Raw genomic sequence first — 20,681 nt, forward strand, 5'->3', positions numbered from 1 at the left:
TTGCGGGGCGGAGGGCCCCGTGGTCTCTTCAGGCAAAAGAATGACCGGGAGGAGAGCATGGCGGCGCGCTGGGAATATACCAAGGGCCTCAAGGATATCGGTAACGGGCTTTATGCCTGGCTGCAGCCCGATGGAGGATGGGGCTGGTCAAATGCCGGATTGATCTGTGACGGGGAGGCGTCACTGCTGGTCGATACTTTGTTCGACATGGCACTGACCCGGGAGATGCTTGAAGCGATGGCAGACGCCACAGGGATCGGGGCTGACAAGATCGGCGCCATCGTCAACACCCATGCCAATGGTGACCATTGCCATGGCAACGGATGCTGTCCGCAGGCTGAGATCATTGCCTCTGAAGCCAGCGCAAAGGAGATGGCCGAGGTGCCGCCTGCGATGCTGGCCCAGTTGAAGAAACTAGGCGCGCAGCTTGGCCCGGCCGGCAGTTACTTCGCGGACATCTTTGCGCCGTTTGACTTCGAGAATGTCGACGAGCGGGCGCCGACCCGGACCTTTTCCGGTACGCTCGATCTGAAAGTCGGCGACAAGGCCGTGACGCTGATCGAGGTTGGTCCGGCGCATACCGGCGGGGATGTGCTGGTGCATGTGCCCGGAGACAGGGCCGTGTTCACCGGGGATATCCTCTTCATTGATGGAACGCCCCTGATGTGGGCGGGGCCGGTGGCCAACTGGATCAGGGCCTGCGAGACGATCATTGCCATGGATGTGGATGTTATCGTGCCTGGACATGGTCCGGTCACGGACAAGGCTGGCGTGCGCCGGGTGGCTGACTATCTAGCCTTTGTGGACCGGGAGGCGCGGGCGCGCTTTGCTGCCGGGCTCGGCGTGCGCGAGGCGGCGCTCGATATTGCGCTCGGTGAGTATTCAGGCTGGAGCGACGCAGAGCGGATCGCTGTCAATGTGGACAGTCTTTACCGGGAATATCGAGGCGACGGAAAGGTAACGTCGGTAATCGATCTGTTCGCGCTGATGGCCGAGCTGCGGGACGCGCAGCGGCGCTAGCCTCAGCGGTTTGCGCCGGGTAACCATTTCACGTCATCGGCGCCGTCATTGTTGGCGGCGCGCCCGGCCACGAAGAGCCAGTCCGAAAGGCGGTTGACGAAGGCGAGCGCTTCGGCGGTGACCGGCTCGTTCTCCATCGAGGCCAGCTCTACCATGGCGCGTTCGGCCCGGCGGCAAAGGGTCCGGGCCACATGCAGCTGGGCGGCGAGACGTGAGCCACCAGGCAGAATGAAGCTGTCGAGCGGTGCGATGGACTCGTTCATCGCGTCGATCTCTTCTTCGAGGCGGGTGACCTGAGTGGCGATGATGCGCAGTGGCGTCCATTCCAGAACGCGGCCCCGGTCGGGGGTTGCGAGGTCTGCGCCAAGATCGAACAGGTCGTTCTGGATACGGCGGATCTGGATCAGCATGTCGCCGCCCGCTTCGAGCGCGGCAACCCCAAGGGCCGCGTTGAGCTCATCCACGGTCCCGTAGGCGGCAACACGCGGATGCCATTTGGGTACCTTTTCGCCGGTCGAGAGGCTTGTTTGTCCCTTGTCGCCGGTGCGCGTGTAGATCTTGTCGAGACGGACCATCAGCGGGTCTCCCTTGTGTTTCAGCCGCCGAAGTTGATGGCCCCGGAAGCGATACCGATGAGAACCAGGAAGGCAATCGCGATTGCTTGAAAGATAACCCGCATGCGCATTAGCTTGTTGGAGCGGCTGACTTGATCCCCGTCCCGGCGCGCAAGGTTAGCGATGCCGATGATCAGGACTACGGCCACGGCCGCCAGCGCGACATAGAAGCCGATCGTCAGAAATTGTTGCATGGCGTTTCGCCTTTCATCCTAGAAAGAGCCAATACTAGTGCGCTAACCGGGCCTGCGCCCTGCTGCATCGGGTCGCGGCAAAGTCTGCACCAGCCGGACCATTGCGCTGGCCCCGACAAGCGGCGCAAAGAAGGGGATGACCGAGCAGGCGAGCCCGACGAGAAACACAGACGCGGCGTGCTGGTTGCGCAGCCTGACGGCCTCTTGAAAGCCCATCTGCCGGGCCGCGGCGAGTGTCGCATATTCCCGCCCCATAAGGGCGCCATTGAGGCCGATGAAGACGATGAGGTTCAGGACCGGAACGAAGTAGAGCGGTATGACCAGAAGATTGAGCATCAGGGCGGGCAGGGCGATCTTCAGGCCGTTGGCCACCCCTTCGCCCAACGGAACAGCGCGCGCCGGCGGCGCGCCAACCGCCTTCTCGACACGCTCGGCGGCAAGGTCGAACAGGAAGCCGCCCACAACCATGGAAGCTGCAGGCGAGAGGGCGATGGCCAGAACGATCAGCACAAGGCTTGCGGCAACTTCCCCGGCAGTTGAAACGAGGCCCAGCCAGCCTGCGCCATCCGGGATCAGCGGCACGCCGTAGCGGATGACTGCAAAGGCAGCGCCGCCGGTCAGCGCCAGGGCGAGGATCAGGTTGAGCAGGGCAAACCAGGCAAGGCGGCCGAATGCGACATCCCGGATGCCGCCGATCGTGGCGGTGATTGCCCGCCTCATGTGCCCCCGCCGGCTTCCAGCCTTGCGGCAAGGGCCTCCACCTTGGTCGCCATCGCGGTCACCAGAGCGGCGGCGCGTTCATCAGCGGCGGTATCCGGAGCGGCCTGGCGGGCGGCGTCGAGTTCATCCATCAGGGCGAGCGCCGCGATCAGGAGCAGGCGATCATCGCCGATATCGCCCACCGCCGAAGAAATGCTGGCGAGGCGCGCGTCGAGCTGCTCGGCGAGGCGCTGTACCCGCATTTCCTGACCGGGCGTGCACGCGATGGAGTAGCTTCGGCCCCGGATGCGGATGTCAGCCTTGGCCATTTCCAGGCTCCTTGTCCTCAGGTCCAAGGGCGGCGCGGACTTCCTGGATTGCAGCGCCCAGGGCATCGCTGGCGGCATCTGCCAGTTGCTGCAACTCCAGCTCGCGCGCCAGGGCCTCATCGAGTTCTCCGGCGATCCTTGAGCGGTCAGAAACGAGCGCGGCGATCTCAGCTCTCAGGGCTGCAGGATCCCCCGCGCGGTTCAAATGGGCATCGAGCGCCACTTCAAGGCGTTTCAGGGCTGCGTCGAGGCGCCCGGCGGCCGAGTCCATCTCTTTCATCAAAATATGAAGTATCTGTATTGGTTTGCGCCGCCAAGCGCCTTGACGGGGCCAGTCAAGTCTGGCGTAGCACCCTCGGGCAAAAAATTCCGGGAGACCAGCAGAATGGCTGTCACGAACCGCGACATGGCCAATGCCGTGCGCGCCCTTTCCATGGACGCAGTTGAAGCCGCAAAGTCGGGCCATGTCGGCCTGCCGCTCGGTATGGCAGACGCCGCTACGGTCCTCTTTCGAAAGTTCCTGAAGTTTGATCCGAAGGATCCGAGCTGGGCCGACCGTGACCGGTTTGTGCTTTCGGCGGGCCATGGATCGATGCTGATCTATTCGCTTCTGCACCTGACAGGATATGCCTCGGTAAGTAGGGATGACATTCGCAATTTCCGCCAGATCGGTGCGAACACGCCGGGTCACCCCGAGAACTTCGTGACTGCTGGCGTTGAGACGACCACCGGCCCGCTGGGGCAGGGCATCGCCACGGCCGTTGGCATGGCGATGGCCGAGCGCCACCTCAATGCCCGCTTCGGAAACGACCTTGTCGATCACCGCACCTGGGTTGTTGCCGGGGATGGCTGCCTGATGGAAGGCGTCAGCCAGGAAGCGATCACGCTGGCCGGCCATATGAAGCTGAACAAGCTGATCGTCCTGTTCGACGACAATGCCGTTACGATTGATGGCTCGACCGATCTTTCCGATTCCACTGACCAGTGCGCCCGTTTTGAAGCGTCGGGCTGGGTCAGCCGCCATGTTGACGGGCATGACGAGAAGGATGTCGAGGCAGCCCTGAAATGGGCGACCAAGCAGAAGAAGCCGGTCTTGCTTGCCATTAAGACGATCATCGGTTTCGGTGCGCCGAAACTGGCTGGCACGGGCAAGGCCCACGGCGGTCCCTATGGCGCCGAGGAAATTGCCGGCATCCGCAAGTCGCTGGACTGGCCCCACGCGCCGTTCGAGGTTCCCGAAGCCATCGAGAAGGCCTGGGCCAAGGTCGGCGAGCGCTCCGCCGCAGAGCATGCTGCCTGGAAGAAGCGACTGTCGGCGAGCCCGCACAAGGGCGAGTTCAATGCGGCCATCGCAGGCCGCCTGCCGAAGAATCTCGGCAAGGCCATCAACAAGCACAAGAAGGCCGTCGCCGAAGGCGGGGCATCCAAGGCGACGCGCGTGTGGAGCGGGGAAGCGCTGGAAGTCATCACCGGCCTTGTGCCCGAGATGGTCGGCGGTTCAGCCGACCTGTCGGGCTCGAACAATACGAAGACCAGCCATACGTGCCCGATGAAGCCCAAGAGCTGGGGCGGGCGCTACATCCATTATGGCGTACGCGAGCATGCCATGGCGGCGGCCATGAACGGCATGGCGTTGCATGGCGGGATCATTCCCTATTCGGGAACGTTCCTAGTGTTTGCAGATTACAGCCGCGCGGCGATACGCCTTGGCGCCCTTATGGGCGCGCAGGTTGTCCATGTGATGACGCACGACTCGATCGGCCTTGGCGAAGACGGCCCGACGCACCAGCCGGTGGAGCATGTCGCCTCACTGCGCGCGATGCCGAACATGGTGGTGTTCCGCCCGGCTGACGGTGTCGAGACGGCTGAATGCTGGGAGCTGGCCCTGCACCGGACGGACGGCCCGGCAACGATGGCGCTCACCCGCCAGAATGTTGCCCCCGCCCGCAAGACGCATACGGACGAGAACCTTTCGGCCAAGGGCGCCTATGTCCTATCGCCTGCCGTTAAGGGGAAGGAACGCGGCACGCTGATCGCAACCGGCTCGGAAGTCGAGATTGCGCTGAAGGCCCAGGACATGCTGGCAGCAGAGGGGATTGCCGTGCGCGTCGTCTCCATGCCGTCGATGGAACTTTTTGGCCAGCAGGACGCAGGCTACCGTGAAGAGACGCTCGGCAAGGGCCTGCCACGGGTCGCCATCGAAGCGGGCGTCCGCTTCGGATGGGACCGCTGGATCGGCCCAGAGGGCGGCTTTGTCGGCATGGACAGCTTCGGCGCCAGCGCGCCCTACCAGCAGCTCTACAAGCATTTCGGCATCACGGCCGAAGCCGCTGCTGCGGCGATCAAGGAGCGGATCTGACCGTCAGGCCCGCATCTTCCGACAAGTGAGGCGCGGGGGTTTCCTCGCGCCGCCCTTCGTTTCAGCGTTTCAGATTTTTGCTGAAGAGGTCAAGCTGGTTCGGATCAACCGGCTTCTTTCGGCGGGTCTTGGTGCGGCCACGGCGAAAATAAAGGTCGTCGGTGTGATCGTCCTCAGCCGGAGGCGGGGGGAGCGGGGCCGGCTCGAAAGCGCGTTTTTCCGAGGTGGGTGCAGAGCCCGGGGCGACCATCTTCCACCAGCTGACGGCGACGACCGAATGACCGAGTGTATCCTCATAGCGCTGGAGATGCCCGGCCGGTCCATCAGCGCCCAAGGCCTTGAACAGGGCGTCTGCCTCGGTATCAGGAAGATGCAACCAGCTTGTCTCTAGGCCTTCCAGCGCGAGGCCCCGCGCAAAGGTTAGCGCTTCGCGGAGGCTGCGCGCGGTGGGCACGTCAGCTTTCAAGGCATCTTCAAGGGAACGGGCAACGGGATAGGAGAGGCTCATGGCAGAGGCGAGGTAAGCGTGTCCTCGCCCGGCGTCCAGCCCGTATCGCTCAGCCCGCTGAGCCGGGAGGCGGCAAGGCGCGCCAGACGAAGGGTCACCGCCTTGCGGCGTGCGGGAACAAGGCGGGTTTCCGGCGCCTCCCGGATGACGGCGCCATAGAAGGCGTCAGCGACGATTAGCCCGGTCTGCGGCGGGATCAGCTCCTGGGGAAAATCGGCCGCCACGGCGAAGGACAAGCGGTCGCAATAGTCCATGTACTCAGGCCATTTGGAATCACACCTGAAATCTTGGATGCTGGATTTGACCTCGATCATCCAGATGTCGCCGGCTGGGCCAACGGCGGCAATGTCGGCCCGCCGATTATTAGCGAGGGTCATCTCAGTGACGCCGAAATAGCCAAGCTCAGCCATTAGCCGCAGCGTGCCCCGGCAGATTTCAGCTGCCCGGCGCACGGGCGCCTGCTCTTTTATTGGGTCAGCCATAGTGGCGCGTTCCGGTATTGTTCTTTTTACCCTATTCCGGGGCGGGTTTTGGCGTCAAGGCCACCCTGGGCCTGTCCGGCCTGCTGGGGCAATCGGCGCGGAAATCAAGGGTGTGGGGTGATCCACCTTTGGCCCGGACGCGTAGAGCAGAGCAACAAGGGGCCAGACGTCCCTTCACAGGAGGTTGCACATGCCCAGTGCATATTCAGCGACAAGCCCGGCTGACAGACAGTTCGTCAAGACCGCCATGAAGGCACCCCTTCTCGATCCGGTGCATGAAGCCTCGCTGGCGCGGCGATGGAGAGAGGGGAATGATGAAGCGGCCCTCCACGAGCTTACCACTGCCTATATGCGCCTCGTCATCTCGATGGCCGCGAAGTTCCGCCACTACGGCCTTCCGATGGCTGACCTGGTTTCCGAGGGCAATGTCGGCCTGATGCAGGCGGCCGCCCGGTTCGAGCCAGCGCGGGAAGTGCGCTTCTCCACCTATGCCAGCTGGTGGATACGTTCTTCGATTCAGGACTATGTACTGCGCAATTGGTCTATTGTTCGCACAGGGACCACGTCAGCGCAGAAATCCCTGTTCTTCAATCTCCGCCGCTTGCGGGCCCGCATCTCCGATATGGGTGAGGGCACGATGACCCAAGAGAATCAGAAATGGGTCGCCGGGCACCTGGGTGTTCCGCTGCGGGATGTCGAGCTCATGTCCGCGCGCCTGTCCGGCTCTGACCGGTCCCTTAACGCGCCGTTGACAATGGATGGCGACGCCGAATGGCAGGACATGATTGCCGACGAGAGCGTCCCGCCTGAAGAAGCCGTGATGCGGTCCCGGGATACGGCGCGCCGCCATGGCTGGATCGAAGAGGCGATGAAGTCGCTGACGCCGCGCGAGACTTATATCATCACGCGGCGGCGCCTCTCCGAAGAGCCGCTGACCCTGGAAGCGCTTGGCGACGAGCTCGGTGTATCCAAGGAGCGCGTGCGGCAGGTGGAGCATCAGGCGCTGAGCAAGCTGAAGCGGGCGCTGGAAGAAATTGCCGGCGATCCGGAGACTGCCGGCCTGGTACCGGACGCCTGATCACGGATTTTCCAGAATTTCCAGATTCAGCGAATGATTGATCTCCATACGGAGATTTCGGACATGACCGCGTGCGCGAATCCTTGTCTCCGGATCAAGCCGGCAGAGCTCCGCCGCGCCGGTTTCGATTTCCAGTACCAGGAGGGAGCGATCCAGCATCACTTCGCAGGATACGCCGCGTATGTCCGAGCCCTGCATGCCGGCGGTTACCGCCTCGACCATCTGGAAGCCCTGGAAGCTGTCGGGCAACCCGGCGGCATCGGTTACCCTCCAGGCCGGATCCTTCCAGAGGCCGGTTTTTGCTTCACGCGCTTCGCGTTCCATAGGTAACAGCAGGTCATTGGCCGCGGCCGTATCGGGATAGACCCGGACGCGGGCGGCCCCGCGCCGGATCATTTCCGCATTGAGCCAGAGGGGCGGGGCGAGCGTATCGGTCGTCACGACATGCGCGAGGGCGCGCTCGTAGTGGTCGCGTGTCAGGCCGCCATAACGCAGCTCGACTTCCCGGCCGAGGGCCATCTCTTCCAGCGCGCGCTTGGACTCCTCGAAACCGTGATCGCCCTCCCGGTCGCGGTCGGGACCGGCCGGGGCCTCGATGCCGATGAGGCGCACGTTCTGGCCGGTGGAGAGGACGAGGGCGTCGCCGTCTATGACCCGGACCACCCGGCCGCGCTCTCCCTCGGCAAGCCCGGCGAGCGGATCTTCTGGCGCACGGCCGCAAGCCGCCACGAGCAGCGCGGCAGCCAAGGGCACCAGAATGCAGATCGGCGCCGGGCGCCCTGTATCGTCCATGTCCAGACTTATCACCTGTCCCATGGCAGCGATGCAAGCCACTTCGCCTTGCCAGACCTGACCGGCGCCCGTTAAGCCTTCCCTTACGATAAGTATCCCGGGAGGAACCCCAATGTCCAAACCACTCAAGTCCTATCGCAAGCGCGAGATTGCCGGCCACACGCTGAGCCCGGAATCGCTGGTGATGGGCTTTGGCTATGATCCCTTCATGTCCGAAGGCTCGATCAAGCCGCCAATCTTCATGACCTCGACCTTCGCGTTCAAGTCTGCCCGCGATGGGGAGGCCCTTTTCCGCCGGCTTGCGGGCCGGCGGGAGGAGGGGGACCCAGAAGACGCTGACCTGATCTACACGCGCTTCAACAATCCCAATATGGAAGTGCTTGAGGACCGGCTGACCCTCTATGATGACGGCGAAGCGGCGCTGGCGTTTTCTTCCGGCATGTCGGCCATTACCACCGCGCTCTTTGCCTGCGCAGAGCCGGGCACCGGTATCCTGCATTCCAGCCCTCTCTATGGCGCCTCTGAAGTTTTTATCCGGACATTCATGCCCGGCTGGGGCGTGCGCTCGGCGGAGTTTGATGCCTGGTCGACGGAAGATCAGATTCTCAAGGCGGCTCGCGATGCGGTTGCGCAGTTCGGGCCCATCTCGGTGATCTTCACCGAATCCCCTGCCAACCCCACCAATGCTCTGGTCGACATTTCGGCCTGCGCCAGAGTGGCAGATGTCCTTGAGAAGGAGACGGGCCGCCGCCCGGTGCTGATGTGCGATAACACGATGATGGGGCCGATCGGCCACAAGCCCCTGCGTCATGGGGCCGACCTCGCACTCTACTCGCTGACGAAGTATGTAGGCGGACATTCTGACCTCATCGCAGGCGGCATCGTCGGCAATGAAGAGATTTTGACAAAGGTCCGCCGTATGCGGAACTATCTGGGAACGATGCTGGATTCCCATTCTTGCTGGCTGTTGACGCGGTCTCTTGAGACGGTGCAGTTGCGGATGGAGCGGGCCTTCTCAAATGCCCGGGTCTGCGCCAACTACCTGAAGGGTCATCCCAACGTGGCCCAGGTCATGTATCCCGAGTTCCTGGCGGCGGACGACCCGCAGCGCAAGGTCTTCGAGGAACAGTGCGACGCGGCCGGAGCGACATTCTCTTTCGATGTGAAGGGCGGCAAGGAGGCGGCCTTCCGGATGCTCGACAAGTTGCAGCTCATTAAGCTCGCCGTCAGCCTTGGCGGCACCGAGAGCCTGATGTGCCATCCCGGCTCAACCACGCATTCGGCCGTTCCGGCCGATGTGCGCGCCCGGATCGGCTTTACCGACGGCCTGATCCGCTTTTCGGTCGGCATTGAAGCCCCCGATGACCTGATTGTGGACCTCAAGCAGGCCCTCGAGCATGTCTGAGGGCGCTTTTCCACTTCAAAATGGCGGCGTTTTCCGATAGGGAAACGCCGGCTGGTCCCGTAGCTCAGCAGGATAGAGCGACAGATTCCTAATCTGTAGGTCGTGCGTTCGAATCGCGCCGGGATCACCATCTTCTTTATTGCTCGGTACGTTTCTGGGATTTACCCACGGCACCTGCGCCTTCGCCTTGCTCGTAGGGGGCAGGTCTTATGAGCGCCTCGTGCACCGTTGGCCGGACTGGCGGAGCCATCCGCGTTCGGAGCAGTTTGGGTGGCTTAGCCAGTTGTTTTTCAGACAACTGGCCTTCTCGGGGCAATCGCAGTGCAATTGCTGATCCTTGGAGCCCCTCACTTTCGTGACCTCTTGTAAAAGAGGCGGGCCAGTCGGGATTCTCTACCGGCTTTCTGCTCCGGCTTGCCTGGATCAACGTCCCTCGAGATTGGCTGGACCGTAAAACCCAACCACTCCCATCTTCCGGGGCCTGCCCGGGAGATTGCAGTGTAGTCGCTGATCCTCGCAGTCCAACAAACGAAAGGTACCGGCGCGGCTCTTCGTGAGAAGGATGCTTGTTATGTGGCGGAGGTGGTGACCCTAGTCGATAAGTTGTCCGAAGAAATTCCGTTCATCCCCGCGCAGGCGGGGGTCTCGCTAGTAGCATCCGGACTGTCCTGGACCCCCGCCTGCGCGGAGGGAAGCGGAATTTTGGGGGAGCTTTCCGGGTCCCGGAGATTTGCTCTCGCTGAATCCAGGATGACGGGAGAAGGGGGCAGGGAATTGATGGATAGGGCTGTGCTTGTTCTCGCTGCCGAGCTCTCACCTCCCATGAATGGAAGAGGAGCGGCTCAGCGTCCGGTTTTACCGAGGACGGCGCGGGTGACGCGTAGGGAGCGGCTGGCGATGCGGACCTCCATCAGGAAGGAGACGAGGGCGATGGAGAGGAAGACCATCGAGGCGACAAACAGGATGGAGACGGCTTGCGCGACCGGGACGGGGGTGAGCTGGCCGGTGAACAGGAGGATGATGACAACGCAGATAAGCAGGGCCGCCAGCGTCGAGAGGGAAATCGCGAGGTGAATGCGCGCCATTCGCCTGTCGAGAACGCCGAGTTCCATGACGGCGAGGCGGCGCAGTTCCTCGGAGGACTCCGGCAGCCCGCCCTCCAGCGTGCGCCAGCGGTCCACGACGCGGGCGAGCCGGTTTGCCATAACGTTCAGAAGGGCGCCGATGCCGGCCAGGGTGAATACCGGAGCAATGGCCAGTTGGATTATGTGGGCGACGTCTTCGGGGAGGGGAACGGGGGTCATGTCAGGCCTGTGAGGATGATTCTGAGGCCGGTTTAGCCTAGATCATGACAACGATGTTGTCGTCCTGTGGCGAGGGGACAAAAAATGCCCTGCGGGGGCCAGGGATCGGTGGAAAATCTCCACACCGGGCCCTCTTTCATTTCCTCCCCAAATGGGTCATAAGCCGCGGTTTGGGGCGGAGGCCTGCCTGCTGACCCTGCTGGACGACATCCCGGCCGTGGCCAATTTGACAAGGGCCGCTCCCAAAAAACCCGCCAATTCAGGCGTTTAGAGAAACCCGCGTCCCTTTGGGGAAGCTTGAACAAGAAGGCTTTGCTGATGTCGATTACTGCTGAAAAGAAGCAGGAGCTCATCAAGAAATTCGCCACCAAAGAGGGCGATACGGGCTCCCCGGAAGTACAGGTCGCGATCCTCACCTACCGGATCAACAATCTGACCGATCACTTCAAGACCAACAAAAAAGACAACCACTCCCGCCGCGGCCTCCTGACCATGGTCGCCACGCGCCGGAAACTGCTCGACTATGTTAAGGGCAAAAGTGAGGATCGTTACACGAAACTCATCACGGAACTCGGCATCCGCCGCTAGGTCCGAAAAACAAGCCCGCCGGGCAATAGGGCTCTGGCGGGCTTTTCGTATGTGAAAGAAAGACTGAAATGTTCAACAAACAATCCGTGTCGCTGGAATGGGCTGGCCGCACGCTGACAATCGAGACGGGCCAGGTGGCACGTCAGGCCGATGGCGCCGTGATGGTGCAGTACGGCGACACAATCGTCCTCGCGACCGCCGTGTTCGCGAAGGAAGCAAAACCGGGTCAGGACTTCTTCCCGCTGACCGTCAATTACCAGGAAAAATACTTCGCCTCCGGCCGGATTCCCGGCGGATTCTTCAAGCGCGAAGGCCGACCCACTGAAAAAGAGACGCTAACCTCGCGCCTCATCGACCGTCCGATCCGTCCGCTCTTCGTCGACGGGTTCAAGCATGAAGTGCAGGTTGTCGTCACGACGCTGTCCTATGACCTCGAAAATGATGCCGATATCATCGCCCTCGTCGGCGCCTCTGCGGCGCTGGTGCTTTCGGGTGCGCCCTTCATGGGCCCTATCGGCGCCGCGCGCGTTGGATATAAAGACGGCCAGTACATCATCAACCCGACGATTGCCGAACTCGAAGAGTCCGAGCTTGATCTCGTTGTCGCCGGGACCAGCGACGCTGTAATGATGGTTGAATCGCAAGCCGCTGAGCTTTCCGAAGACGTTATGCTCGGCGCTGTGGTTGCCGGTCATGACGCGATGCAGCCAGTTATCGATGCGATCATTGCGCTGGCTGAAAAAGCTGCCAAAGAGCCGTTTGCCTATGAGCCGCCAGACCATTCGGCAGCGCTCAAGTCGGTGATCGACACGGTTGGCGCAGACCTCTCGAAAGCCTACAAGATCACCGCCAAGGGCGAGCGCTATTCTGCCATCGGCGCTGCCAAGGACAAGGCGAAAGCTGCCCTCGTAAGCACCGAGGACACCCCTCGGGCGATGACGGCCGAAGTGTTCAAGACGGTTTTCAAGGAGGCCGAAGCCTCTGTCGTTCGCGGCGACATCCTGAAGACCGGCGAGCGGATCGACGGGCGCAAGCTTGATCAGATCCGTCCGATCGTTGCTGAAGCGGGATTCCTTCCGCGTACGCACGGTTCGTCGCTGTTCACGCGCGGCGAGACGCAGGCGATCTGCGTTGCCACGCTTGGAACGTCCGATGACGAACAGTATATCGACGGCCTGGACGGCACGAAAAAAGAAAAGTTCATGCTGCACTACAACTTCCCGCCCTACTCGGTCGGGGAGACGGGCCGCATGGGCGGCGCAGGCCGCCGCGAGATCGGCCATGGCAAGCTTGCCTGGCGCGCACTCAAGGCTGTTCTGCCCAAGCATGAGGACTTTCCGTACACGATCCGTATGGTCTCCGAGATTACCGAATCCAACGGGTCTTCCTCGATGGCCACGGTTTGCGGTTGCTCGCTGGCCATGATGGATGCAGGTGTGCCGCTGAGCCGTCCGGTTTCGGGTATCGCCATGGGCCTCATCCTTGAAGGCACTGACTTCGCCGTTCTCTCTGACATACTTGGTGACGAGGACCATCTCGGCGACATGGATTTCAAGGTGGCCGGCACTGAAAACGGCATCACCTCGCTCCAGATGGACATCAAGGTGGCCGGTATCACAAAGGACATCATGGGCAAGGCCCTGGAACAGGCTAAAGGCGGCCGGATGCATATCCTCGGTGAAATGGGCAAGGCCCTGACTGCTTCGCGAGGCCAGCTGTCCGAGAACGCCCCGCAGATGGAAATCATCAAAGTGCCGACCGACAAGATCCGTGACGTGATCGGTTCAGGCGGCAAGGTCATCCGCGGTATCGTCGACGAGACGGGCGCCAAGGTGAACATCGATGATGACGGCACGGTTCAGATCTCCGCGATGGATCGCAAGTCGATCGAAGCGGCGATCAAGATGATCAAGGGCATTACGGCAGAAGCCGAAGTCGGCGAGATCTACGAAGGCAAGGTCGTGTCCATGAAGGACTTCGGCATCTTCGTGAACTTCTTCGGTCCCAAGGATGGCCTCGTCCACGTCTCCCAGATGGCCAATAAGCGCATTGGCCACCCCAAGGAGATGGTCAAGGAGGGCGACAAGGTGTGGGTGAAGCTGATGGGCTTCGACGAGCGCGGCAAGGTCCGCCTCTCCATGAAGGTCGTCGATCAGGAAACCGGCAAGGAACTCGCTGACGTTGCTGGCGACGACGCCTCGGAAGAGTAGACTTCCCACAGCTTGCCAAATGAATGAGGGCCGCTCCTTGATGGGCGGCCCTTTTTCGTGGAAACACCGGTCACACCAAAAGGGGCGCGCTGTCATGACCAAGAAGAAGAACTTCCTCATTGCGATGTCGGGCGGTTCAGGCTCGGGCAAGTCGACGCTGGCGCTGGCGCTGCTGGAGCGGCTGGGGCCAGGCCGAGCGGTGATGTTCGGCGAGGACGCCTACTACCATCCGATGAGCCATTATGGTGAGCCAAGGAGCGACGCGGAACGCGAGGCGCTGGTAGCGGGGATCAACTATGATGATCCCAAGTCCAAGGAAGTCGACCATCTTGTTTCCGACCTGAGGGCGTTGAAGGCGGGCGAGGGGGTTGAGCAGCCGATCTATGATTATGACCGGCATGACCGCTCGAAAAAGACCCGCCGGATCGAGCCGGCGCCGGTGCTGATCCTGGAAGGGATCCATGCGCTCTCTATGCCGAAAATCCGCACGCTCATCGATCTGTCGGTCTATGTCGATACGCCCGATGACCTGCGCCTTGCGCGGCGTATCCGCCGGGATGTGATCGAGCGCGGGCGGACAGTGGATTCGGTGCTGCAGCAATACATGTCGACCGTGCGCGCGGCCCACTACCGGTTCACCTATCCGGCGATGTTCGAGGCGGACCTTGTGATTGCCGATGAGGGCGTGCCTGCTTATGGCAATGTGAAACCGTCGGCCGAAGCGATCGAGCGGATGCTGGCGCCTGTGCTCTCGCGCCTGCAGACGGCCGGTGTAATTTGAGCGTTCGCGCCAAGGTGAATTGCCAAGGTGAAGTGCCAGGCCTTCCGTGATAGGAGGGGTGAATGCGCCGCCTGATTGCCAGCCTCGCTTTCCTGTTTCTTCTGCCGTTTCCGGCATTTGCCTGCGATCTGAGGATAGAGGGCCGGCCTGTTGCGGTGGCGGCCTATGTGGAGATGGCTCAGCCCTGCCTTGCCTGGCCGCCGGGTGGATATGGCTTTGAGGAAATGCTCGAGGCGCGCTTCCTGGACCTCGTCAACAAGGAGCGGGCAGCGGCGGGTCTAGCGCCTTTGCAGATGCGCCGCGAACTCACGGACGCCGCGCGGCTGCACAGTCTGGACATGGCGGTGAATGGTTTCTTCGGCCATGTCGGCCCGGACGGGCGGGGGCATGGGGAGCGGATTGCGGCGCTGGACCGGACGGCGCTGATGGACTTCTCGGCGGAGAATGTGGCCACGCTCTCGCGCGCCGGAGGGCGCATAGGGGCAAACTTTGCGGTCAAGCGGCTGCACGCCAACCTGATGGACAGCCCCGGCCATCGCGCCAACATTCTCCATCCCAAGGCGACGCATGCTGCTTTCGGCGTGGTGCGTACGAAGGAAGGAGTGTGGGTGACCCAGCTGTTCATGCGGGTATCGGGGACACTGCCTGCGGCCGCGCCGTTGCGGATCAGCGCGGCGCAGACTTTGCAGGGGCGCCCCAAGGGTCTCGAAGGCTGGCGGTTTGTGCGATATGAAGTGGTTGGCCCCTCCGGCGATCCGTTTCCCGGGGGCGGCAGGGCGAGGCCGGGGCGCGATGCGCGGCTGGCCGCTTATGCTACCCAGCCTGGGGATGATCCGTTGTCATACTACTGGATGCGGTTTCCGGGGCCTGCTGTGACAATTACGCCCTAGCAAGTTTCCTTGCCGCTGCCGCGCCACGCGCCTCTGCCTGTTTCAGCCATTGCTGGATCTTTTCTGGCCTAGCGGTCTTGACCGTTCCGACCTGCAGGGTACGGACGGGTTTGATGCCGGCAAATTTCAGGACGAGATTTTCGACCTGCAGCTTGGCGGGGCGTCCGTAGGAGAGTTGGTCAAACCAGGCCGGGCCATCGGCCGTCATCAGGACATCCGCCGAGCGGCCCGTGAGCAGCTTGTCCCACCACGGACCCGTATCGTGATAGCGCATGGCAAAGCCTGGGAGGTAGGCCCGGTCGATCACGCCTTTCATCTTGGCGGGCATGCCGCCCCACCATTGGGGATAGGCCCAACAGAGATGGTTTGCCCAGAGGATGTTCTCTCGCCATTCCTCCAGGCTGGGCTCCAGCGTCTTGCGGGACGTGTAGCCATCGGTGAGGTCTGGATCAAAAGTCATATCAAAGAGGTGCATGCGCCGGATTTCGGCGCTGTAGCCGCTCGCGCCACGGGTATAGGCGTCCGCCATGCCATGGCAGAGCGAACTTTCGCGAGGATTTCCGACCCAGATGAAGATGCGCGCTGACATGATGGCCCCCTGCGGAGCCATTGCTGCTCCAGGCTGAGCTTGTTGGCAAGAGGCCCCGACAAGCAACCCTCTCCAGTCCATGAAAGGAATGGAGAGGGGTCGGCCGGGGGCTAGAAATTGTCCGGCTGTGAACGGACGAGTTGCAGGCCGCGCCGCGTGATGCGGTAGGGCTGGCCGCCCCGCGAGGCGATGGTCCGCCGCCGCTTCAGCTTGCAGAAGAGGTCCATGTCGAGGCCAGTGTAATGCCAGCCATCGCGGGAGTAGCACTGGGCGTCTGTAAGTTCGCCTGCTTCGCCGCGGACAAGGTCGATCCGCCCGCCCTGGGCGAGCAGGTGGAGGATGCGCTGTTCAGCACGGAGTATATCCATGGTTGGTCAAGTCTCTGGTCCCGCGCCCCATACAGGATCTTGATTAGATCGGGGGAGCATGAAAACGTCTCCGGCATGGCTTCCAGGTGGAAGGGCGCCCGGCTCTACGCTTTCGCCGGCCTGCCTGCACGGATTTCTGTGCGGGAACGACAGGCCCTTCAGCGGGACGCAGACAGGGTACGGCCCATAAAGACGTCGAAAGGGCGAAGTACCTTTTTGGGATTATCTCGCCCTGAATTCAAGAATTGCGTTGAAAGACTACTCTTCCTCGCTTGCGTCCGGCACGCCGACGACGTGAAAGCCCGCATCGACATGGATGACTTCGCCCGCGATGGAGCGGCCAAGTGGGGAGAGGAGGTAAAGCGCGCAGCCGGCGACGCCTTCCATGCTGGTGTCTTCTTTCAGAAGAGACCAGTTGCGGCCGGTGCCCATCAGGCTCTTTCCGCCGCGGATGCCGGCGAGCGAGAGGGTGCGCATGGCTCCGGCCGAGATGGCGTTGACGCGGATGCCTTGGGGCCCGAGGTCACGCGCGGCATAGCGGGTGGAGGCTTCGAGCGCCGCCTTGGCAACTCCCATGACGTTATAGGAGGGCACGGTGCGCTCGGCGCCGAGATACGTCATGCAGATGATCGAGCCGCCATCGGGCATGATTTCCGAGGCGCGGCGGGCACAGTCGATAAAGCTGTATACGGAGATGTCCATCGCGCGGCGGAACCCTTCGCGGGTGGTGTTGGCGACCATCGAGCCCTGGAGTTCGTCTTTGCCGGCAAAGGCGATGGAGTGGACGAGGAAATCGATCTTACCCCATTTTTCTTTGATGGTGGCAAAGGCGACGTCCATCGAAGTGTCGTCGGTCACGTCTGCCGGGATCATCGTGTCCATGCCGATGGATTCGACGAGCGGACGCACGCGGCGTTCGAGGCTTTCGCCCTGATAGGTGAAGGCGATCTCGGCCCCCTGGGCGGCGAGCTGGGAAGCAATGCCCCAGGCGATGGAATTCTGGTTGGCAACGCCCATCACGACGCCGCGCTTGGCCTTCATCAGGTCGCCCTTGGGCATGTTCCAGTCGTCGGCCATGATCGCTCACTCCCTGATGGTGGCTATGTGTTTCTTCGGCAACCGGGCTAGGCGCGCCGGCGGGCCTCGTCAAGAAGCGGGCAGATCGCTCTCGCCGCCGAGCACGTTCTTGAGGCCGACTTTCATGTCTATCGCGGTGTAGACATGTTCCCCGTCGACGTAGACCCGGCCATCAGCGATGCCCAGATTGAGCTTGCCGCGGCGCACGCGCTTGATGTCGATCTCATAGCGCACGAGCTTCTTGTCCGGTGTGATTTCGCCGGTGAACTTCACCTCACCCACGCCCAGCGCGCGGCCCTTGCCGGGACTGCCCGACCAGCCGAGCCAGTAGCCGACGATCTGCCACATGGCATCGAGGCCGAGGCAGCCGGGCATGACGGGGTCGCCGGGGAAGTGGCACTGAAAAAACCAGAGGTCCGGGGTGATGTCGAGCTCGGCGATGACATGGCCCTTGCCGAAGGCGCCGCCATCCATGCTGATCTCTGTGATGCGGTCCATCATCAGCATCGGCGGGGCGGGTAGCTGGGCGTTGCCCGGCCCGAAATAGCCACCTTTGCCGGATTCCAGCAGGTCTTCCTTGGAATAGGAGGATTTGGGCGTATGAAAGTCGTGCGGACCCTGCATGTCGGGGTATCCTCGTTCAGTTTGGATGACGCCTTCGAGCCGACACCCTGCGGCTTGTCAACCATTTGTACCTTCAGGGGGCGCCCGGGGCCGTGCTGGCCCCCCAGAGGTCGGCGCGGGGCATCCAGCCGCGATAGCCGGCGGTTTCGACCTCGCAAAGGCTCTCGTCGCAGGCTTTAACCTCCACCAGGACACCCTTGCCGACTTCGGCCACACCTCCAGCGCCGCGTGCCGGGCTGTTGCCGAGGATGGATGTGCGTGTAACGATGGCGGTGGTGCCTTCGGCCAGCATCCGCATGTGGACCCAAACTTCGTCTCCGGCGGGGTCGCGGACGCGGTACCATTCTCCGCTCTCCTTCACGACCATGACAGGCAGGCCCTTGCGGTTATACTGCCAGGCGATGGGGGAAGAGAGGCTGGGGCCGGTTCGGCCGTTCACTTCGGCCCAGCGGAGGGTCTCGAAACGCGGAACGGGTTTCTTGGAAAAGCGGCTGATGACGGCTTCAGTGCCGGTTTCGCCGCCTGGGCTGGCGATCTGCACGGAGGCTGGCTCGGCGGCTGGGCGGCCGGCTGGATCGGCCCAGGCCCCGGCGGAGAGGGCTAGGAGGATGGCCAGAACGAGGGGTGCCCGTTTCATGTGCAGAGCTTCCATCAGGAGGGGAAGAGGCATTCTCGCATCACACCATGAATCCCCAGTAAAGCTGTGAGAGATTGGCGTGGCGGTTTGGCTCTGCTAAGCCCGCCGGAAACAATAAAAGCACCGATGGGAGTCCCATGCCGGCCAGCAAACTGAAAGTCGTCGTCACCCGCAAGCTTCCCGCGCCTGTCGAGCTGCGGATGAAGGAGCTGTTCGATGCGCGGCTAAACGAGAGCGACCGGCCGTTTTCCACCGAGGAACTGGCGCAGGCGATGCAAACTGCCGATGTGCTGGTCCCCACGGTGACTGACAAGATCGATGGCCGCCTGATGGCGCGCGCGGGCGACCAGCTGCGCCTGATCGCCCAGTTCGGGGCAGGGGTCGACAATATCGATGTGGCGAGCGCCGTGCAGCGCGGCATCACGGTGACGAATACGCCCGGCGTGCTGACCGATGATACTGCTGACGTTGCGATGGCGCTGATCCTGGCGGTGCCCCGCCGCCTGCACGAAGGCGTGCAGATAATGGAAGCCGGCAAGTTCGATGGATGGACGCCGACCTGGATGATGGGGCGCCGACTATCGGGCAAGCGCCTTGGCATCATCGGCATGGGCCGCATCGGCCAGGCGGTTGCCCGCCGCGCCAAGGCGTTCGGCATGCAGATTCATTATCACAACCGCAAGCCGGTGAGCTCGCGCATCGAGGAAAGCCTGGAGGCGACCTATTGGGATTCGCTCGACCAGATGCTGGCGCGGATGGACATCGTCTCCATCAACTGCCCGCATACGCCGGCGACCTTCCACCTGATCAATTCGCGCCGCCTCAATCTTATGAAACCGGAGGCCTACATCATCAACACCGCGCGCGGCGAAGTGATCGATGAGGCTGGGCTCGCTCGCGCCATCCGCGCCGGGAAGATTGCCGGGGCAGGCCTCGACGTGTTCGAGCGGGAGCCCGCGGTGAACCCCGAGCTCATTGGTTTGCCAAATGTGCTGCTGCTGCCGCATATGGGTTCGGCAACCATAGAGGGACGCACCGAGATGGGCGAGAAGGTCATCATCAACATCAAGACCTTCGCCGATGGCCACCGTCCGCCAGACCGCGTGATCCCCGCGATCCTCTGATCTGCTGGGATCAGTTGGTCGGCAGGTCGCCGCCGTCTTGCGGGACTGTCGTCACACGGCGCGCCAGGAAGTCCCGAAGGTCTGCCACCGACTGCGCGGCAATTTCTTCCTGTGGCAGGTGGCCGACATCCGGATAGAGCTTCAGCTCGGCTCCCGGAATGGCGGCAGCAAACTGCTCGCCATGTGAAGCGGGGATGATGTTGTCCAGCTCGCCGTGCATAACGAGGGTGGGGACGGTAATCGCCGAGAGTTTTTCCGGCGTGGCTTCAATGCGCGTTCCCCGGCCAGCGGAAAGGGTGAGCAAGGCTTCCCGGTGGCAGGGCGCGCGCGAGAGGGAAGCGTAGCGGTCGACCATCTCGTCGGTCACGAATGCGGGGTCTGCAAAACTGTCCTCAAGACCGGGGCGGATGAGGGAGGACATGTCGAGATCCTTGACCAGTTCCCGCGCGATGCCGATCTCGAGCAGGCGGAAAATGAAGGGCCGATCATCGCTTTCTTCGGCCGCGCGCGGCCAGCCGGCAGCGTCGACCAGAACGAGGCCTTCCAGCCTGCCGGGATGGGCGAGGGCAAAATTCCACGCAGCCCCGCCGCCCATCGAGTTTCCGGCGAGCGTGAAGCGATCGACCTTCAGGGCGCGCGTCACCTGGTCGATGATGGCGGTGAACTGCTCCATGCCGATCTCGTCATTGTCCACGCAGCGGGAAAGGCCATGGCCGGGCAGGTCCAGGCTGATCACGCGATAGTCGCGCTTCAGATCGGCAACCCAAGGCTCCCAGGTGTGCAGCGAAGCGGAAAAGCCGTGGACGAGAACAATGGTAGGCGCCTCGCGCGGGCCTACATCCCGGAAATGAATCCGCTTTTCCTCATCGAGCGCGAGGAAGCGGCTGTCGGAACTGGCATAAATCATTTCCAGCTGTTCATAGGGAATGTCGTCGCGTTTGAGAGACCACCAGCCTGCAAAAAGGATGACGCCGAGCGTGACGATGACAGCGAGGAGGCGGGAGAACAT

General features: G+C 62.5%; 24 protein-coding genes and 1 tRNA gene. 10 read left to right on the forward strand and 15 right to left on the reverse strand.

The annotated features are described in order from the left end of the window. Positions 1–57: 57 nt before the first annotated feature. Positions 58–1,020: an MBL fold metallo-hydrolase gene (locus KG722_RS03845; protein WP_213269634.1), complete on the forward strand. Its 963-nt coding sequence runs from the start codon at positions 58–60 to the stop codon at positions 1,018–1,020. A 2-nt stretch (positions 1,021–1,022) separates the two neighbouring features. Here the strand turns inward: KG722_RS03845 and KG722_RS03850 are convergent, their stop codons facing one another. Genes KG722_RS03850 through KG722_RS03870 form a run of 5 tightly spaced genes read right to left on the reverse strand, consistent with a single transcriptional unit; the run spans position 1,023 to position 3,136 of the window. Then, positions 1,023–1,595 carry a cob(I)yrinic acid a,c-diamide adenosyltransferase gene (locus tag KG722_RS03850; protein WP_213269642.1) on the reverse strand — a complete coding sequence of 191 codons (573 nt, stop codon included), beginning with the start codon at positions 1,593–1,595 and terminating at the stop codon, positions 1,023–1,025. A 20-nt stretch (positions 1,596–1,615) separates the two neighbouring features. Continuing rightward, the gene (locus tag KG722_RS03855; protein ID WP_213269644.1) at positions 1,616–1,828 is read right to left on the reverse strand and encodes a twin transmembrane helix small protein; all 213 of its coding nucleotides are present in this window, start codon (positions 1,826–1,828) and stop codon (positions 1,616–1,618) included. Between the two features lie 42 nt (positions 1,829–1,870). Continuing rightward, positions 1,871–2,548, reverse strand: a complete 678-nt coding sequence (locus tag KG722_RS03860; protein WP_213269647.1) for an EI24 domain-containing protein — start codon at positions 2,546–2,548, stop codon at positions 1,871–1,873. Further along, a complete protein-coding gene (locus KG722_RS03865) occupies positions 2,545–2,856 on the reverse strand; it encodes a cell division protein ZapA (protein ID WP_213269649.1) in 312 nt (103 codons plus the stop codon). Before KG722_RS03865 ends, KG722_RS03860 begins: the two co-directional genes overlap by 4 nt. Beyond that, positions 2,843–3,136, reverse strand: a complete 294-nt coding sequence (locus tag KG722_RS03870; RefSeq protein ID WP_213269651.1) for a DUF4164 family protein — start codon at positions 3,134–3,136, stop codon at positions 2,843–2,845. Before KG722_RS03870 ends, KG722_RS03865 begins: the two co-directional genes overlap by 14 nt. Positions 3,137–3,241: 105 nt before the next feature. On the opposite strand from KG722_RS03870, the gene tkt reads away from it, so the two are divergent. Continuing rightward, positions 3,242–5,215 (forward strand): transketolase, encoded by a 1,974-nt coding sequence (tkt, locus tag KG722_RS03875; protein ID WP_213269653.1) that lies wholly within the window; start codon positions 3,242–3,244, stop codon positions 5,213–5,215. 61 nt (positions 5,216–5,276) lie between these two features. Here the strand turns inward: tkt and KG722_RS03880 are convergent, their stop codons facing one another. After that, the gene (locus tag KG722_RS03880) at positions 5,277–5,723 is read right to left on the reverse strand and encodes a hypothetical protein (RefSeq protein ID WP_213269654.1); all 447 of its coding nucleotides are present in this window, start codon (positions 5,721–5,723) and stop codon (positions 5,277–5,279) included. Beyond that, a complete protein-coding gene (locus KG722_RS03885; protein WP_213269656.1) occupies positions 5,720–6,205 on the reverse strand; it encodes an MmcB family DNA repair protein in 486 nt (161 codons plus the stop codon). Before KG722_RS03885 ends, KG722_RS03880 begins: the two co-directional genes overlap by 4 nt. 190 nt (positions 6,206–6,395) lie before the next feature. Between KG722_RS03885 and KG722_RS03890 the strand changes: the two genes are divergently transcribed. Further along, positions 6,396–7,283, forward strand: a complete 888-nt coding sequence (locus tag KG722_RS03890) for an RNA polymerase factor sigma-32 (RefSeq protein ID WP_213269658.1) — start codon at positions 6,396–6,398, stop codon at positions 7,281–7,283. Here KG722_RS03890 and KG722_RS03895 read toward each other — a convergent pair whose 3' ends face one another. Next, positions 7,284–8,075 carry a thermonuclease family protein gene (locus KG722_RS03895; protein ID WP_213269659.1) on the reverse strand — a complete coding sequence of 264 codons (792 nt, stop codon included), beginning with the start codon at positions 8,073–8,075 and terminating at the stop codon, positions 7,284–7,286. A 112-nt stretch (positions 8,076–8,187) separates the two neighbouring features. Here KG722_RS03895 and KG722_RS03900 point away from each other — a divergent pair, with 112 nt between their 5' ends. Continuing rightward, positions 8,188–9,480 carry a cystathionine gamma-synthase family protein gene (locus tag KG722_RS03900; protein WP_213269661.1) on the forward strand — a complete coding sequence of 431 codons (1,293 nt, stop codon included), beginning with the start codon at positions 8,188–8,190 and terminating at the stop codon, positions 9,478–9,480. Positions 9,481–9,533: 53 nt separating this feature from the next. Continuing rightward, positions 9,534–9,610: transfer RNA gene (locus KG722_RS03905), tRNA-Arg, on the forward strand. Between the two features lie 712 nt (positions 9,611–10,322). Here the strand turns inward: KG722_RS03905 and KG722_RS03910 are convergent. After that, complete coding sequence (locus KG722_RS03910; RefSeq protein WP_213269663.1) at positions 10,323–10,784, reverse strand: DUF2721 domain-containing protein; 462 nt, start codon at positions 10,782–10,784, stop codon at positions 10,323–10,325. 318 nt (positions 10,785–11,102) lie between these two features. Between KG722_RS03910 and rpsO the strand changes: the two genes are divergently transcribed. From rpsO to KG722_RS03930, 4 genes are all read left to right on the forward strand, one after another. After that, positions 11,103–11,372 carry a 30S ribosomal protein S15 gene (gene rpsO, locus KG722_RS03915; protein WP_213269664.1) on the forward strand — a complete coding sequence of 90 codons (270 nt, stop codon included), beginning with the start codon at positions 11,103–11,105 and terminating at the stop codon, positions 11,370–11,372. Positions 11,373–11,440: 68 nt separating this feature from the next. Continuing rightward, the gene (gene pnp / locus KG722_RS03920; RefSeq protein ID WP_213269665.1) at positions 11,441–13,582 is read left to right on the forward strand and encodes a polyribonucleotide nucleotidyltransferase; all 2,142 of its coding nucleotides are present in this window, start codon (positions 11,441–11,443) and stop codon (positions 13,580–13,582) included. Between the two features lie 94 nt (positions 13,583–13,676). Then, the gene (gene udk / locus KG722_RS03925) at positions 13,677–14,363 is read left to right on the forward strand and encodes a uridine kinase (protein WP_213269666.1); all 687 of its coding nucleotides are present in this window, start codon (positions 13,677–13,679) and stop codon (positions 14,361–14,363) included. A gap of 62 nt (positions 14,364–14,425) precedes the next feature. Beyond that, positions 14,426–15,253 carry a CAP domain-containing protein gene (locus tag KG722_RS03930; protein ID WP_213269668.1) on the forward strand — a complete coding sequence of 276 codons (828 nt, stop codon included), beginning with the start codon at positions 14,426–14,428 and terminating at the stop codon, positions 15,251–15,253. Here KG722_RS03930 and KG722_RS03935 read toward each other — a convergent pair. The 5 genes from KG722_RS03935 to KG722_RS03955 all read right to left on the reverse strand — a co-directional run bounded on the left by KG722_RS03935 (position 15,243) and on the right by KG722_RS03955 (position 18,548). Further along, on the reverse strand, positions 15,243–15,842 hold the full coding sequence (locus tag KG722_RS03935) for an NAD(P)H-dependent oxidoreductase (protein WP_213269671.1): 600 nt from the start codon (positions 15,840–15,842) through the stop codon (positions 15,243–15,245). The two genes, KG722_RS03930 and KG722_RS03935, sit on opposite strands and share 11 nt — an antisense overlap. A 110-nt stretch (positions 15,843–15,952) precedes the next feature. Then, positions 15,953–16,210, reverse strand: coding sequence for a YjhX family toxin (locus KG722_RS03940; protein WP_213269674.1), 258 nt, complete (start codon positions 16,208–16,210; stop codon positions 15,953–15,955). A gap of 258 nt (positions 16,211–16,468) precedes the next feature. Continuing rightward, positions 16,469–17,287 (reverse strand): enoyl-ACP reductase, encoded by an 819-nt coding sequence (locus KG722_RS03945; protein ID WP_213269676.1) that lies wholly within the window; start codon positions 17,285–17,287, stop codon positions 16,469–16,471. A gap of 69 nt (positions 17,288–17,356) precedes the next feature. Continuing rightward, entirely contained in the window at positions 17,357–17,911 is a 555-nt protein-coding gene (fabA, locus tag KG722_RS03950; protein ID WP_213269679.1) for a bifunctional 3-hydroxydecanoyl-ACP dehydratase/trans-2-decenoyl-ACP isomerase, read from the reverse strand. Between the two features lie 73 nt (positions 17,912–17,984). Further along, a complete protein-coding gene (locus tag KG722_RS03955; protein WP_213269681.1) occupies positions 17,985–18,548 on the reverse strand; it encodes an SH3 domain-containing protein in 564 nt (187 codons plus the stop codon). Between the two features lie 137 nt (positions 18,549–18,685). Here KG722_RS03955 and KG722_RS03960 point away from each other — a divergent pair, with 137 nt between their 5' ends. After that, entirely contained in the window at positions 18,686–19,672 is a 987-nt protein-coding gene (locus KG722_RS03960) for a D-glycerate dehydrogenase (RefSeq protein ID WP_213269683.1), read from the forward strand. Between the two features lie 10 nt (positions 19,673–19,682). On the opposite strand, the gene KG722_RS03965 is transcribed toward KG722_RS03960, so the two are convergent. Further along, positions 19,683–20,681, reverse strand: coding sequence for an alpha/beta fold hydrolase (locus KG722_RS03965; RefSeq protein ID WP_213269686.1), 999 nt, complete (start codon positions 20,679–20,681; stop codon positions 19,683–19,685).

The organism is Hyphomonas sp., assembly GCF_018402285.1.
In the GTDB taxonomy this organism is placed as follows: domain Bacteria; phylum Pseudomonadota; class Alphaproteobacteria; order Caulobacterales; family Hyphomonadaceae; genus Hyphomonas.

What these genes read in the sequence shown, in the direction of transcription:
- KG722_RS03890 (WP_213269658.1), top strand. Translation starts at nt 6,396, where the DNA reads ATGCCCAGTGCATATTCAGCGACAAGCCCGGCTGACAGACAGTTCGTC.
- pnp (WP_213269665.1), top strand. Translation starts at nt 11,441, where the DNA reads ATGTTCAACAAACAATCCGTGTCGCTGGAATGGGCTGGCCGCACGCTG.
- KG722_RS03885 (WP_213269656.1), bottom strand. Translation starts at nt 6,205, where the DNA reads ATGGCTGACCCAATAAAAGAGCAGGCGCCCGTGCGCCGGGCAGCTGAA.
- KG722_RS03855 (WP_213269644.1), bottom strand. Translation starts at nt 1,828, where the DNA reads ATGCAACAATTTCTGACGATCGGCTTCTATGTCGCGCTGGCGGCCGTG.
- KG722_RS03895 (WP_213269659.1), bottom strand. Translation starts at nt 8,075, where the DNA reads ATGGACGATACAGGGCGCCCGGCGCCGATCTGCATTCTGGTGCCCTTG.
- KG722_RS03945 (WP_213269676.1), bottom strand. Translation starts at nt 17,287, where the DNA reads ATGGCCGACGACTGGAACATGCCCAAGGGCGACCTGATGAAGGCCAAG.
- KG722_RS03940 (WP_213269674.1), bottom strand. Translation starts at nt 16,210, where the DNA reads ATGGATATACTCCGTGCTGAACAGCGCATCCTCCACCTGCTCGCCCAG.
- KG722_RS03960 (WP_213269683.1), top strand. Translation starts at nt 18,686, where the DNA reads ATGCCGGCCAGCAAACTGAAAGTCGTCGTCACCCGCAAGCTTCCCGCG.
- fabA (WP_213269679.1), bottom strand. Translation starts at nt 17,911, where the DNA reads ATGCAGGGTCCGCACGACTTTCATACGCCCAAATCCTCCTATTCCAAG.
- KG722_RS03860 (WP_213269647.1), bottom strand. Translation starts at nt 2,548, where the DNA reads ATGAGGCGGGCAATCACCGCCACGATCGGCGGCATCCGGGATGTCGCA.
- KG722_RS03965 (WP_213269686.1), bottom strand. Translation starts at nt 20,681, where the DNA reads ATGTTCTCCCGCCTCCTCGCTGTCATCGTCACGCTCGGCGTCATCCTT.
- KG722_RS03910 (WP_213269663.1), bottom strand. Translation starts at nt 10,784, where the DNA reads ATGACCCCCGTTCCCCTCCCCGAAGACGTCGCCCACATAATCCAACTG.
- udk (WP_213269666.1), top strand. Translation starts at nt 13,677, where the DNA reads ATGACCAAGAAGAAGAACTTCCTCATTGCGATGTCGGGCGGTTCAGGC.
- tkt (WP_213269653.1), top strand. Translation starts at nt 3,242, where the DNA reads ATGGCTGTCACGAACCGCGACATGGCCAATGCCGTGCGCGCCCTTTCC.
- KG722_RS03865 (WP_213269649.1), bottom strand. Translation starts at nt 2,856, where the DNA reads ATGGCCAAGGCTGACATCCGCATCCGGGGCCGAAGCTACTCCATCGCG.
- KG722_RS03900 (WP_213269661.1), top strand. Translation starts at nt 8,188, where the DNA reads ATGTCCAAACCACTCAAGTCCTATCGCAAGCGCGAGATTGCCGGCCAC.
- KG722_RS03850 (WP_213269642.1), bottom strand. Translation starts at nt 1,595, where the DNA reads ATGGTCCGTCTCGACAAGATCTACACGCGCACCGGCGACAAGGGACAA.
- KG722_RS03955 (WP_213269681.1), bottom strand. Translation starts at nt 18,548, where the DNA reads ATGAAACGGGCACCCCTCGTTCTGGCCATCCTCCTAGCCCTCTCCGCC.
- KG722_RS03935 (WP_213269671.1), bottom strand. Translation starts at nt 15,842, where the DNA reads ATGTCAGCGCGCATCTTCATCTGGGTCGGAAATCCTCGCGAAAGTTCG.
- rpsO (WP_213269664.1), top strand. Translation starts at nt 11,103, where the DNA reads ATGTCGATTACTGCTGAAAAGAAGCAGGAGCTCATCAAGAAATTCGCC.
- KG722_RS03845 (WP_213269634.1), top strand. Translation starts at nt 58, where the DNA reads ATGGCGGCGCGCTGGGAATATACCAAGGGCCTCAAGGATATCGGTAAC.
- KG722_RS03930 (WP_213269668.1), top strand. Translation starts at nt 14,426, where the DNA reads ATGCGCCGCCTGATTGCCAGCCTCGCTTTCCTGTTTCTTCTGCCGTTT.
- KG722_RS03880 (WP_213269654.1), bottom strand. Translation starts at nt 5,723, where the DNA reads ATGAGCCTCTCCTATCCCGTTGCCCGTTCCCTTGAAGATGCCTTGAAA.
- KG722_RS03870 (WP_213269651.1), bottom strand. Translation starts at nt 3,136, where the DNA reads ATGAAAGAGATGGACTCGGCCGCCGGGCGCCTCGACGCAGCCCTGAAA.